10 protein-coding genes are annotated in these 13,039 nt (G+C 65.1%); 4 read left to right on the top strand and 6 right to left on the bottom strand.

The annotated features are described in order from the left end of the window. Nucleotides 1–11: 11 nt before the first annotated feature. On the bottom strand, nt 12–1,985 hold the full coding sequence (locus ACX93L_RS12875; RefSeq protein ID WP_459405195.1) for a putative bifunctional diguanylate cyclase/phosphodiesterase: 1,974 nt from the start codon (nt 1,983–1,985) through the stop codon (nt 12–14). Between the two features lie 134 nt (nt 1,986–2,119). Beyond that, nucleotides 2,120–5,083: a bifunctional [glutamine synthetase] adenylyltransferase/[glutamine synthetase]-adenylyl-L-tyrosine phosphorylase gene (locus ACX93L_RS12870; protein WP_459405384.1), complete on the bottom strand. Its 2,964-nt coding sequence runs from the start codon at nt 5,081–5,083 to the stop codon at nt 2,120–2,122. Nucleotides 5,084–5,372: 289 nt separating this feature from the next. Between ACX93L_RS12870 and ACX93L_RS12865 the strand changes: the two genes are divergently transcribed. Genes ACX93L_RS12865 through ACX93L_RS12850 form a run of 4 tightly spaced genes read left to right on the top strand, consistent with a single transcriptional unit; the run spans nt 5,373 to nt 8,475 of the window. Beyond that, a complete protein-coding gene (locus ACX93L_RS12865) occupies nt 5,373–5,621 on the top strand; it encodes a FeoA family protein (RefSeq protein ID WP_459405194.1) in 249 nt (82 codons plus the stop codon). Between the two features lie 5 nt (nt 5,622–5,626). After that, complete coding sequence (locus ACX93L_RS12860) at nt 5,627–5,875, top strand: FeoA family protein (protein ID WP_459405193.1); 249 nt, start codon at nt 5,627–5,629, stop codon at nt 5,873–5,875. Between the two features lie 39 nt (nt 5,876–5,914). Next, the gene (feoB, locus tag ACX93L_RS12855; RefSeq protein WP_459405192.1) at nt 5,915–8,239 is read left to right on the top strand and encodes a Fe(2+) transporter permease subunit FeoB; all 2,325 of its coding nucleotides are present in this window, start codon (nt 5,915–5,917) and stop codon (nt 8,237–8,239) included. Then, the gene (locus ACX93L_RS12850) at nt 8,239–8,475 is read left to right on the top strand and encodes a FeoC-like transcriptional regulator (protein ID WP_459405191.1); all 237 of its coding nucleotides are present in this window, start codon (nt 8,239–8,241) and stop codon (nt 8,473–8,475) included. Before feoB ends, ACX93L_RS12850 begins: the two co-directional genes overlap by 1 nt. 22 nt (nt 8,476–8,497) lie before the next feature. On the opposite strand, the gene ACX93L_RS12845 is transcribed toward ACX93L_RS12850, so the two are convergent. The 4 genes from ACX93L_RS12845 to ACX93L_RS12830 form a co-directional block, all read right to left on the bottom strand. Then, entirely contained in the window at nt 8,498–9,928 is a 1,431-nt protein-coding gene (locus tag ACX93L_RS12845; protein ID WP_459405190.1) for a sensor histidine kinase, read from the bottom strand. A gap of 7 nt (nt 9,929–9,935) precedes the next feature. Next, the gene (locus ACX93L_RS12840) at nt 9,936–10,637 is read right to left on the bottom strand and encodes a response regulator transcription factor (protein ID WP_459405383.1); all 702 of its coding nucleotides are present in this window, start codon (nt 10,635–10,637) and stop codon (nt 9,936–9,938) included. 146 nt (nt 10,638–10,783) lie between these two features. Beyond that, nucleotides 10,784–12,355, bottom strand: coding sequence for a Do family serine endopeptidase (locus tag ACX93L_RS12835; protein ID WP_459405189.1), 1,572 nt, complete (start codon nt 12,353–12,355; stop codon nt 10,784–10,786). Between the two features lie 154 nt (nt 12,356–12,509). Then, the gene (locus tag ACX93L_RS12830) at nt 12,510–12,947 is read right to left on the bottom strand and encodes a cytochrome c-type biogenesis protein (RefSeq protein WP_459405382.1); all 438 of its coding nucleotides are present in this window, start codon (nt 12,945–12,947) and stop codon (nt 12,510–12,512) included. Nucleotides 12,948–13,039 lie beyond the last annotated feature (92 nt).

Below are 13,039 nucleotides of genomic sequence, written 5' to 3'. Positions count from 1 at the left end.
CGCTCGTCCGCTCAGGAGACCCGGCGGCTCTCCAACGACGCACCCGCTCCTTTCAGGAAGGCGTGCGTTTCGGCTTCGGCCATCGGCCGGGCGAAATGGTAGCCCTGAACCGAGCCGACGCCCAGCGTTTCGAGGATCGCCATCTCGTTCTCGGTCTCGACGCCCTCGACGATCGCCTCCAGCCGCATCTCGGCGCAGAGCGCGAGGACGGACTTGACGATCTTGACGCTGGTTTCCTTCCGGTGGATCTCGCGCACGAAACTGCCGTCGACCTTGATCTTGGAGAGCGGCAGTCGGTGAACGTAGCTGAGGCTCGCATAGCCGGTGCCGAAGTCGTCGAGCGCAATACCGCAGCCAAGCTGCCTGAGGATCCGGATCGAGGCGTTGGCCTGCTCGAAATCGCTCATCACGGCCGTCTCGGTGATCTCGAAGGTGATACGGCGCGGATCGACGCCGCTCGCCCTGATGATGCCGACCAACCGATTGACGCCTTCGGCCGTCGCGAGGTCATGGGGAGACAGATTGAAGGACAGGAAGACATCGTCCGGCCATGTGCCGGCGGTCTTCAGCGCGCGCTCCAGAAGCAGGCGGGTGATCAGGCCGATCCGGCCGTTGTACTCGGCGATCGGAATGAACTCGGCCGGCGACACCGGACCAATGGTCGGACAGTTCCATCGGGCAAGCGCCTCGAAACCGGCGGGGCGTCGCGAGGCGACATCGATGATCGGCTGGAAGACCAGCGAGAGTTCCGTTTCGAGGTCGGCGACCTGCAACGTCTCCTCGACCACCTTCTGACGCGACAGTTCGTCGGCCTGCTCGGCATTGAACACCACGACACCGGCACGATGATGCTTCTTGGCGGTGTAGAGGGCGTAGTCGGCGCGTTCGTAAAGCTCCTGCCCGTTCGCGCCCACCTGCGGGAAGATCGCGAAACCGAGCGAGGCGGTCACCTGGACTACGCCGCCGCCGAGATTGATGCGCTGAGCGATGGCATCGCAGGCGTGGTTTCCGAGCGCCACCACCGAGGCTTCGTCATGGTTGCCTGTGACGATCAGTGCGAACTCGTCGCCGCCGAGGCGAAACACGGAGACGGCCTCGTCGGCAAACCGGCTGAGGCGCTCGGCCACCTCGACAAGAACCTTGTCGCCGGCCGAATGCCCGTACATGTCGTTGATCGGCTTGAAGCCATCCAGATCGATCACCCCGATCGCCAGCATACCGCCTTCGGACTGCGCCCGGGCAAAGGCCTGGTCGAGCGTATGGAAGAAGCTGCGGCGATTGGCGATGAGTGTCAGGCTATCGAGGTTTGCGAGCCTCAGATTCTCATCCGAGAGCGCCTTCATGGTCTTGTTCTGCGCCTGCAGGACCAGACGCTGTTCGGCGAGCTGATGGAAATCGCGATAATGGGTGAGAAGGACAGCGATCATCGCGACGCTGACGAGGATCACGTTGATCCCGGTCGCGACGAAGGTCTCCTCGCCGCTCAACACCATGGCAAGGAAGAATGGAGCATTGACGAGAACCGTCACGACCATTGCCGCCGAACGCAGATGCATCAGGCAGAAAATGCAGCCGATGACTGTGATCGCCATGAAGAACGCCACATGGGACTGCTGGAAGCCATCACCATAGGGCAGTAGAGCCAGGGACCAGCCGGTACAGAAGATGGCGATCGGCGCTGCCAGCCGGTTGGTGGCCTTGAGGCGGTGATAGGCCTGCGCGGCATCGACCTTGCGGTTGCGGGAAACGAACCAGCCGATACCTCGCGCCACGAAGATGATGGAAAGCACGGCCGGCAGGTAGATGACCAGATAGGCGGGCGCAATGTCACGATGCGTCCAGGCCAGCGACAGCATGTTGGTCGTCAGGATGAAATAGAGCAGCGGAACCTGCTTCGAGAAAGCCTCGAACTGCGAAAGCGTGAGCTCCGGATTTTCGTTGGGCACCTTCAGTGCCTCAAGGATCCACCTGATCGAATGTTTCAAGGTTCCGATATCCGACGTCGAACGATGTGGCGGGCCACACCCCTGCGACCTCACCTCATATTTCTACTTCAGAGTAGGTTAAAATACCGAAAACCCCGAAATTCCGGACTTTCAAAACCATCAGGGCGGCCGCCTCATCCCTTCACGACGCTTGAGAAGACCTTGCGGACCGCCTTCGACAGACGCTTGATCTCGGCTTCGAGCGTCTTCAGGTCGGGGCTGTCGCCGGCGCGGCAAACGAGATCGACGAGGCCTGCCGGAACGGTTGCCGGATCGAAGCCGCCGTCGACGCACAGGCGGATCACCTGCGAAAGCTCCGTGTAAAGCCTGAGGGCCGAGAGGCAGAGATCGAGATCGTTCGGGTCCATCAGCTCGGCCCCAAGCCGCTTCAACGCGTCGGCGGTCGACAGGCCGTTCACCTCGGCATCGACCTTACGCCCCCGCGCGACCAGCGCGAGGTGCTGGGCGATAAACTCGATGTCGATCAGGCCGCCCGGAATGAGCTTGAGATCCCAGATATCCTTCGGCGGCTTCTCCTTGTCGATCATCGCCCGCATTTCGGCGACGTCGGCCGCGGTCTTCGCTGCGTCGCGGGGCTTTGCCAGGACGGCGGCGATCACGCTTCCGGTCGCCTGCATCAGCTCTTCGTCGCCGCAGATCAGTCGGGCACGCGTCAGCGCCATGTGCTCCCAGGTCCAGGCCTCCTCGAACTGGTACTTTTCGAAGGCCCTGAGCCGGGTCGCCACCGGTCCCTTGTTGCCGGAGGGACGAAGCCGCATGTCGACCTCGTAGAGCACACCCTCGGCAGTCGGGGCCGACAGCGCCGCGATCAAACGCTGGGTCAGGCGCGTGTAGTAGCGTACCGGGTCGAGCGGCTTTGCCCCGTCGGAATCCCCCGCCTCGTCGTCGTGCTCGTAGAGCAGGATGAGGTCGACGTCGGAACCGGCGGTGAGTTCGAAGGAGCCGAGCTTGCCCATGCCGGCCAGCGCCACCTTGCCGCCGGCGATGCGGCCGTGGGCGGCCTCCATCTCGGCGACCACCGCCTTCAGCGCCTCCTCGATGATGAGGCCGGCAAGGTCGGTGAAGGCATGGCCCGCCTGCGGTCCGCCGATGGTGCCGGTGAGCAGGCGGATGCCGATCAGGAAGCGCTGCTCGGCGGCGAAGATGCGCAGCCGGTCGAGGATTTCTTCGTAGTGGCGGCTGCCCTGCAGGAAGGACGAAAGGCGCCGGGCGAGATAGGTCCGGGTCGGCAGCTCGACCATCAGGCCCGGATCCAGCATGCCGTCGAACACATGCGGACGCTGGGCGATGATTTCAGCGAGCCGCGGTGCGGACGACATGATGTTGACGATGAGGTCCAGCAGCGCGGGATTGCTGGTCAGGAGCGAAAACAGCTGGATGCCTGCCGGCAAGCCGGAGATGAAACTGTCGAAGCGCAGCAGCGCCTCGTCGGCGCGCCGGCTCTCGCCGAAGGTCTTCAGGAGCTGCGGCGTCAGTTCCGTTAGCCGCTCGCGCGCCTCCACCGACTGGGTCGCCCGGTAGCGGCCGTAGTGCCAGGTGCGGATGACGCGCGAAATGTCCTCGGGCCGTTCGAAACCCAGACCCTTCAGCGTCTTCAGCGTGTCCGGATCGTCCTTCTGGCCGGTAAAGACGAGGTTGCCGCTCGCCGACGACAGCCGCTCCTCCTGTTCGAACAGCCGGGCATAGCGCCGCTCGACCGTCTTCAGCACGCTCTCCAGCCGCGTGGAGAAACCGGTGGTGTCACTGAAACCCGCCATATAGGCGATGCGGCGAAGCTCGGTTTCGGTTTCGGGCAGGAGATGGGTCTGTTCGTCATGCACCATCTGGATGCGGTGCTCGATATCGCGCAGGAACCAGTAGGCCTCGATCAGTTCGTCGCGGGTCGCCGCGTCGATCCAGTTGGCGGCGGTCAGCGCATGAAGTGCGGCCTCGGTCGGGCGCAGGCGCAGTTCCGGCATGCGACCGCCGGCGATCAGCTGCTGGGTCTGGGCGAAGAATTCGATCTCGCGGATGCCGCCGCGGCCGAGCTTGACGTTGTGCCCCTTGACCGCGATCGCGCCGTGGCCCTTGTGGACATGGATCTGCCGCTTGATCGAATGGATGTCGGCGATTGCCGCATAGTCGAGATATTTGCGGAAGACGAAGGGGACGAGCTCCCGCAGGAAGCCCTGCCCCGCCTTCAGGTCGCCGCCGACCGGCCTCGCCTTGATGAAGGCGGCGCGTTCCCAGTTCTGCCCCCTGCCCTCATAGTAGAGAAGGGCCGCCTCGACCGGGACGGCGAGCGGGGTCGAGCCCGGATCGGGACGCAGCCTCAGGTCGGTCCGGAAGACATAGCCGTCGCCGGTGCGGTCCTGCAGGATACGCACCAGCCGGCGCATCATCCGGCCATAGGTTTCCGTCGCATCTTCCGGCGATACGAGGATACCGGCCTCGGGTTCGAAGAAGATGACAAGGTCGATGTCGGAGGAATAATTGAGCTCGCAGGCTCCGAGCTTGCCCATGCCGAGCACGATCAGGCCACTCTCCGCCGAGGGTTCGTCCCGGTCCTTGAGGACCAGTTTGCCGGCGTCCTGGCCGGCGATCAGCAGGTGGTCAATCGCGGCCGCGACGCAGGCGTCGGCGATCGCCGAAAGCCAGCGCGTCGTGTCGCGTGCATCGAAGATGCGCGCCAGATCGGCGAGTGCGGTGACGAAGGAAAGCTTGCGCTTGGCGACGCGCAGCCGGGTCATCACCTGCGCCTCGGTCGCGACCGCACCGCCGTCCTCGCCGCGCCAGGCATTGCGGGCGTCGGCGACGAGCGTCTCGAGCAGCGGCTCGAGCGGCTCCTCGAACGCGCGCACCAGCGTTGCCGGATCGAGGGCTGCCATGTCGCGAAGATAGGGAGAGAGCGAAAGTGCGGCGGTGACGAAGGTCCGGAGCGGGCTTTCGCCGGCGACGAGATCGGCCAGCACCGGATGCTGCTTGCCGGCGTCTTTCAGCAGGGACACGACCGACTTCAGTTCCGTCTGGTTGAACGGCCGGATCACACCGTCCGCGACCTCGGACAACCGCCTCGCCTTCGATTCATCCATCGCCAGCCTCCCCGCATGCGTCATGTGCGAAAACCGTTCTAGCGAATCTCGCACCCCGCTGGGAAGGTAGGACGTGTTGTGCGGAAAGGCCATGCGCCGGATCAATGGGCGGTGCGGCGATGCCTGCGTCATTTTGTTTGTTGAAGATCAAACTCATCTTTCGGTAGAGCTATATATCCGCACATGGAGACAGCGATAGGTCGGCAGGTGCTCTTTTGCCGCCACCTTGTTCGGAATGACACGCAACTGCAATCGCATCTGGGCGCGCGGCGCCCCTTTCATGCGGGAGATGACCATGATGACGCAAACGGCTGCCTACCCTCTCACCATGGCCCGACCGGGCGAACGGGTGCGCATCGTGGCGCTGGCGGGCGGACGCAGTCTCGACCGGCGGCTGACGGATCTGGGGCTGGCGCTCGGTTCGATCGTCCGCGTCGTGCAGAACCAGATGACCGGGCCGATGATCGTGGCGATCCATGAAAGTCGCGTCGGCCTCGGCCTGGGCATGGCCCAGAAGCTCACCGTCGAACCGATCAAGGACTAGATCACATGACGCTCCTCAACGAACTCCCGATCGGCGCGGTCGTGCGCGTCACCGGCTTCAGCGACCGGAACGACCCATGCCGGCGTCGCCTGCTGTCGATGGGCCTCACGCCGGGCGCGGTGGTTGCCGTCACCCGGAGGGCGCCCCTCGGCGATCCGGTGGAAGTGAACCTCAGGGGCACGGCCCTTTGCCTCCGCCGCGAAGAGGCGCGGATCGTCACCGTCGAGCAAATTGCCGACAGCGTCCCGGCCTAGATCCTGGTTCACAACGTCCCCAACCTGCGGATACATCCCATGAAACAGATGACCGTCGCCGTGGTCGGAAATCCCAATTGCGGGAAAACCACCCTCTTCAACGCCCTCACGGGTTCGCGCCAGAAGGTCGGCAACTGGCCGGGCGTCACGGTCGAGAAGAAGACCGGCACGATGATGCTCGCCGGCAAGGCGGCGACGCTGGTCGACCTGCCCGGCACTTATTCCCTCGGCTCGCTCGAAACCTCGCTCGATGAAAGGATCGCGCTCGACTTTGCCGTCTCCGGCGAGGCGGACGTGCTCGTCAATATCGTCGACGCTTCCAATCTCGAGCGGCATCTCTACCTGACAACCCAGCTCCTCGAAATGCGCGTCCCCATGCTGGTCGTGCTGAACATGATGGACGTGGCCCGCCAGAACGGCGTGAAGATCGATGTCGAGGCGCTGGCCGGGCAGCTCGGTTGCCCGGTCGTGCCGATCGTCGCGGCAAAGGGCACAGGCCTCGAAGCGATGCAGAAGGCCATTGCCGACGTCGCCACCTCGGGAAGGGTGCCATCCGGCTTCTGCCACTATGATGCGGCGGTCGAGAAGGCCGTCGAGCGTCTTGCTCCTCGCCTTCCCGAGTCTGCAGCCGATCCCCGCTGGCGGCTGCTGCAGATCTTCGACGGCGACCGCAGCCGGCTTGATGGCCTTCCCGGCGCGCTTGGCGCCGAGATCGCCGAAACCCTCGCCGAACTTGAAGACGAGTGCGGCGAGGACCTCGACATCCTGATCGCCGATCGGCGCTACGCCTTTGCCGGACGGGTGGTTGCCGCCTCGGTGGAGCGGCCGCGCATCGCCTCTCAGTCGCTGACCGACCGGATTGACCGGATCGTGCTCCACCGCGCGCTCGGCATCCCGATCTTCCTCGCCGTCATGTACCTGATGTTCATGTGGACCATCAATGTCGGCTCGGCATTCATCGATTTCTTCGACATCGGCGTCGGTGCCGTGCTGGTCGACGGGCTCGGCCACGCCATGCGCTCGGCCGGCTCTCCCGAATGGCTGACGGTTCTAATCGCCAATGGCATCGGCGGCGGTATCCAGACGGTGGCCACCTTCATCCCGGTCATCGCCTTCCTCTACATATTCCTGTCGATCCTCGAGGACTCGGGCTATCTCGCCCGCGCTGCCTTCGTGATGGATCGCTTCATGCGCATGGCCGGACTGCCGGGCAAGGCTTTCGTGCCGCTGATCGTCGGCTTCGGCTGCAACGTCCCGGCGATCATGGGAACCCGCACGCTCGACAACGAAAGCGACCGGAAGACCGCCATCATAATGGCGCCCTTCATGTCCTGCGGCGCACGCCTGCCGGTCTATGCGCTGTTCGCCGCCGCCTTCTTCCCCGCAAACGGCCAGAACCTCGTCTTCGGGCTTTATCTCGCCGGCATCGCGGTCGCCATCTTCACCGGCTACATCATGAAGATGACACTCACCCACGGCCAGGTGTCGCCGCTGGTGATGGAACTGCCGCCCTATCACATGCCGACCCTGCGCAATGTGGTCATGCATACCTGGGAGCGCCTGAAGGGCTTCGTGTTGCGCGCCGGTCGCGTCATCGTTCTGATGGTGGCCTTCCTCTCCATCGTCAGCGCGATGGACACCCGGGGCAATTTCGGCAGCGCCGAAAGCGACCGCTCGATCCTGGCGGTCGCCAGCAAGGCGGCTGCCCCGGTCTTCCAGCCGATGGGGCTCGACGAACGCAACTGGCCGGCCATTGTCGGCATCGTCACCGGTGTCTTCGCCAAGGAGGCGGTTGTCGGCACGCTCGATTCGCTCTACGGGGCGCTGGCGCGCGATGCCGCCCCCGAAGCGCCCGAGAAACAGCAGAGCACGACACAGATCATCGTCGAGGGCCTTGCCCGGGCCGCGGCCTCCGTGCCCGCCAACCTTGCCGCGCTGACGACCAGGATCACCGACCCGCTCGGTATCGACATCGGCGACGTTACCTCGACGGAGGCCGCCGCTGCCGAACAAGAGGTCAAGACCGGCACTTTTGCCGAGATGCAGGCCCGTTTCGCAAGCAGCGCCGGCGCCTTCGCCTACCTGCTCTTCATCCTGCTCTACACACCTTGCGTCGCTGCGACCGGCGCGATCTATCGGGAGGCCGGCGCCCGCTGGATGACGGCCACTGTCGCCTGGACGACGGGGATCGCCTACGGCTCTGCCGTCATCGCCTACCAGACGGCGACATTCGCGGAAGCACCGCTGCGCGCCTCGCTGTGGATCACCGCGATCCTGGCGGCCTTCGCCGTCACCATCCTCGCGCTGCGGCACACGTCCGCCCGGCTGCGCCGCCCGGTGCTCGCCAAGGCGGGGGCCATCTGATGGCCAGCCTGACCGAACTGCGCGACATCCTGCGGGAAAGTCCGCGCGCCTCCCTCCTCTCCCTCTCGCTGCAAAGCCACAGCGAGCCCGACGCGGTAGAGGCGATGATGCGGGTCTGGGAAAAGAAGGGCCGCGTCAAGCGCACGGCGCCCGCCCCGTCCGCCTGCGGCGGTTGCGGCGGCTGCGTGGCCGGCTGTTCGCCCTCGCAGATCATGTTCGAATGGCTCGGGGACTGACGCCGGCCGACCCGGCGCCGTCTTACATCTTCTGCCCGGGAAAGATCATGCGGGCGGTCAGGCCGCGGGTCGCACCGCCGTCCACCGTCGTGTCGGAGAGTTCGAGCCGTCCGCCATGAAGGGCCATGATCGCCTCGACCAGCGACAGGCCAAGGCCGGTTCCGGGCTTGGTGCGGCTCGCTTCGAGACGGACGAAACGTTTCACCACGTCCTCGCGCTTGTCGGCATCGACGCCCGGCCCGTTGTCGGAAACAGCGACCTCGACCGCACCGCCGACCTTGCCCACGGTGACCGTGATCTTTCCGCCCGATCCGTGATCCTGCCCGTCCGCGGCCGCCATTCCGTACTTGATGGCGTTGTCGATCAGGTTGGAAAGCGCCTGGCCGATCAGCTCGCGATTGCCCCTGACCGAAAGGCCCGGCGCGATCGTCGTCTCGAGCGCGAGGCCCGCCTCTTCCGCCACCGGCTCGTAAAGCTCTGCGCTGTCGGCGGCGATCGCGGACAGGTCGATGTCGGAGAGTTCGGCGGCAATCGAGCCGGCCTCCACGCGACTGATCATCAGAAGTGCGTTGAAGGTGCGGATCAGCTGGTCGGATTCGGCGATGATGCCTTCAAGGGCTGAACGGCGCGCCGCCTCGTCGTCCTCGGCCAGCGCGTCCGTTGCCTTGTTGCGCAACCGCGTCAGCGGCGTCTTGAGGTCGTGGGCGATGTTGTCGGAGACCTGGCGCAGACCCTCGTTCAGCTTCTCGATACGGCCGAGCATCGCGTTGAGAGAGGAGGACAGGCGGTCGAATTCGTCGCCCGACCCGGAAACCGGCAGGCGCTGCGACAGGTCGCCCGCCATGATCTTCTTGCTGGCCGCCGACACCCGGTCGATGCGCTTCAGCGCATTTCGGCCGATGGCAAACCAGATGATGACCGCGCCGAGACCCATGATGGCGAGCGCCACCATCAGCGCCTGGCGGACGAGCAACCTGAGCTTGGTCGGCTCGCCGAGGTCGCGGCCGACGAGGATGCGGAGCTTGTTGTCGAGGAAGAAGACGTGACCGGCCGCCACGTGCCGCTGCACGTCGCCGCTCTCGTTGTAGCGCTCGTAGCGGAACGGGTGCTCGGTCCAGCCCTCGTGGTCGAAAAGGCCCGGCTCGACGGAGGCGACGTTGCCGGCCAGGATCTCGCCGTTCGGGCCGGCGATGACATAGAGATTGGCGCCCGGTTGGCGGGCGCGCCGCTCCATGATCGCCAGCAGCCGGTTGATGCCGCCGCGCTCGAAGGCCGTCTCGATCTCCTGCACCTCCTCCTTCAGCGTGTCACGCGTCTGGACATAGAGGATGCGTTCGGAAAGGGCGGTCACATAGATGACGAGCAGGCCCGCGCACAGCGCGAAGAGGCCGATATAGAGCGCCGACAGCCGGACGGCGGCCGACTTGGAAAGAAGCTTGAGGCGGGCGTTCATGGGAGGCTCAGCCTTCGTCCTTGATCATGTAGCCCGCACCGCGCACCGTCTTCAGGAGCGGCTTGTCGAAGTCCTTCTCGATCTTCGAGCGCAGCCGCGAGACGTGCACGTCGATGACGTTGGTCTGCGGGTCGAAGTGATAGTCCCAGACGTTTTCGAGAAGCATGGTGCGGGTCACCACCTGGCCGGCATTCTTCATCAAATACTCGAGCAGGCGGAATTCGCGCGGCTGGAGCAGGATCTCCTTGCCGGCGCGGCGGACCTCGTGGGACAGGCGGTCGAGTTCCAGGTCGCCGACGCGGTAACCCATGTCCTGCTCAGGCTTGCCCTTGCGGCGGCCGAGCACCTCGACGCGGGCCAGAAGCTCGGAAAAGGCATAGGGTTTGGGAAGATAGTCGTCGCCGCCGGCGCGAAGCCCGGTCACGCGGTCGTCGACCTGGCCGAGCGCCGAGAGGATCAGCACCGGCGTCTCGATGCCGCGCTTCCTGAGCTCGCTGATCACCGAAAGGCCGTCGCGGCGGGGCAGCATGCGGTCGATGACCATCACGTCGTAGGCGTTTTCGCTGCCCATGAACAGGCCGCTCTCGCCGTCGCTGGCGTGGTCGGCAACAATGCCGGCTTCCCGGAAAGCCTTGGTGATGTAAGCCGCGGCTTCGAGATCGTCTTCGATGACAAGTATCTTCATGTGGGCGACATTAGCGCCGGCCATGCCCTGCGCACAACCGGAATCGCCCGGCTGCGGCGCGTTGCCCTGCCCGGTAATCATCGTCTCGTCCTTTCCATCGATCAAAAGAAAAGGGCGCCGCGTCGGCAAAGACGACGGCGCCCCTCAGAGGTCGGTTCAGGCCGGCGCCGTCAGCCCTGGTTGATCGGCAGGGCCACGAAGCGGCTGCCGCTTTCCGATTCGATCTGGAAGAGCGCCTTGGTGCGGCCGTCCTTCTTCGCCTGATCCAGCACCTTCATGACGTCGGCTGCGGTTGCGACCGCCTGGTTATTGACCGAGGTGATCTTTTCGCCGGCCTTAAGGCCCTTGTCGCCAGCGTCGGAGTCCGGATCGACGTCGACGATGGTCAGGCCCTTGCCGTCTTCGGCCGGGGTGACGCTGACGCCGAGATTGGCGAGCGCCTGCTCGGTCGACGGCGTGGTCTCGTTCTGGCCGCCGTTCTCGTCGGTGGACGCAGCGGCCTGGTCGTTCGGCAGCTGGCCGAGCTCGACCTTGACGGAGGACGACTTGCCTTCACGCCAGATCGACACGTCGACCGTGGTTCCGGGTGCGAAAGCGGCGATGCGCTTGGCGAGGTCGCGCGGATCCTTGACCGGGTCGCCGTTGACGGCGGTCACCACGTCACCCTGCTTGATGCCGGCCTTGCCGCCAGGCGAGTCGGGCTGCGGGGCGACGACCAGGGCGCCGCTGGCTTCCGCCAGGCCGAGCGAGTCGGCAATGTCCTTGGAGACCGGCTGGATCTGCACGCCGAGCCAGCCGCGATTGACGCTGCCAGACTTCATCAGTTCGGCGACGACGCCCTTGGCGACCGAGGCCGGAATGGCGAAGGCAATGCCGACATTGCCGCCCGAGGGCGAGAAGATCGCGGTGTTGATGCCGACCACCTGGCCCGACAGGTTGAAGTCCGGGCCGCCGGAGTTGCCGCGGTTCACGGCGGCGTCGATCTGGATGTAGTCGTCATACGGACCGGAGCCGATGTCGCGGCCGCGGGCCGAGATGATGCCGGCGGTCACCGTGCCGCCGAGGCCGAACGGGTTGCCGACGGCGACGACCCAGTCGCCGACACGCATGTCCTTGTCCTCGGCAAACTCGACATAGGTGAACTTCTGCTTCGGGTTCTCGATCTTCAGCACGGCGAGGTCGGTGCGGCTGTCCTTGCCGACCAGCTTGGCGTCGAGTTCGGTGCCGTCGTTCAAGACGACCGTGAAGGCGGCGCCGTCATCGACCACGTGGTTGTTGGTGACGATATAGCCGTCCTCGGAGATGAAGAAGCCGGAGCCCTGCGAGGTCGGGCGCAGGCGGCCCTTGCCGTCGGCATGGCCGCGCGGGCGGCGATCCGGATCGGCGTTCGGGCCATGCTCGCCGTCGGGGCCGGGCATGCCGAATTCCTTGAAGAAACGCTTCAGCGGATGATCATCCGGCAGGTCCTCGAAACCGCGACCGCCGAAACCGAAGGAGAAGTTGCTCTCGTCGGAGGTCTGCTGGACGGTGGACTGCACACGGACGGAGACGACGGCGGGCGATACCGCCGAGACCACGTCGGCGAAGCTCGGCACCTGGGCCGCTTCGACCTTGACCGCGTCAGCATAAGCGGGGGTAACGACGGCCGGAAGGGCACCCGCCAGCATCACGGCCGCAAGGCCGGCAGCGGTCGAGTTCTTCAGGATCGTCTTGAGCTTGGAGCGACCATTGAGTGTGGACATGAAATCTACCTTCATCTTTTCTTCTGGCTGGAGGCCGGAAAGTCCGGCGGAAGCGGTGGATGATGGAGATATAGGGCGCGTCACCTTACAGCGAACTGTACGGAAGATGAAATCTTTGTAATCTTGGCCGGCAACTTGCCGGCCCGATCACGCATCACTCGTCGAGGAGCTTTCCGAGGCGCGCCTCTTCCTCCGCCGTCAGCGCCTTCTGCTCCGGGCGGCGCGTGCGCCGCGCATAGCCGAAAGCCACGCCGAGCCCGATGACGAAAAGCACCGCAGGCGCGCCCCAGAGGATTGCCGTCTTGGCTGAAAAGCGCGGTTTCAGCAGCACGAATTCGCCGTAGCGCGAGACGATGTAGTTCATCACCTCCTCGTCGCTATCGCCCTTGACGATCCGATCACGGACCAGAAGCCGCAGGTCACGGGCGAGCTCGGCGTTCGAGTCGTCGATCGATTGATTCTGGCAGACCATGCAGCGCAGATGCGCTGAAAGATCCCGCGCCCGCTGCTCGAGTTTCGGGTCGGAAAGCCGCTCGCCCGGATCGACCGCAAAGGCCGGAAGGGGGGCGAGGAGAATTGCGAAAGCGATCAGGAGCGCCCCGAAGCCTCCGTTCGCGGTCCGCCCCTCATCTGGCTGCCGCCACCTTCTCCCCGTCAAAACGGGGAGAAGGGACAAGACGCACC

Source organism: Rhizobium sp. CAU 1783 (genome assembly GCF_054551725.1).
The sequence above is the reverse complement of the archived record's forward strand: the minus strand, read 5'-3'. Positions and strand labels throughout refer to the sequence as shown.

What these genes read in the sequence shown, in the direction of transcription:
- ACX93L_RS12840 (WP_459405383.1), bottom strand. Translation starts at nt 10,637, where the DNA reads ATGGCCGGCGCTAATGTCGCCCACATGAAGATACTTGTCATCGAAGAC.
- feoB (WP_459405192.1), top strand. Translation starts at nt 5,915, where the DNA reads ATGAAACAGATGACCGTCGCCGTGGTCGGAAATCCCAATTGCGGGAAA.
- ACX93L_RS12860 (WP_459405193.1), top strand. Translation starts at nt 5,627, where the DNA reads ATGACGCTCCTCAACGAACTCCCGATCGGCGCGGTCGTGCGCGTCACC.
- ACX93L_RS12845 (WP_459405190.1), bottom strand. Translation starts at nt 9,928, where the DNA reads ATGAACGCCCGCCTCAAGCTTCTTTCCAAGTCGGCCGCCGTCCGGCTG.
- ACX93L_RS12835 (WP_459405189.1), bottom strand. Translation starts at nt 12,355, where the DNA reads ATGTCCACACTCAATGGTCGCTCCAAGCTCAAGACGATCCTGAAGAAC.
- ACX93L_RS12850 (WP_459405191.1), top strand. Translation starts at nt 8,239, where the DNA reads ATGGCCAGCCTGACCGAACTGCGCGACATCCTGCGGGAAAGTCCGCGC.
- ACX93L_RS12865 (WP_459405194.1), top strand. Translation starts at nt 5,373, where the DNA reads ATGATGACGCAAACGGCTGCCTACCCTCTCACCATGGCCCGACCGGGC.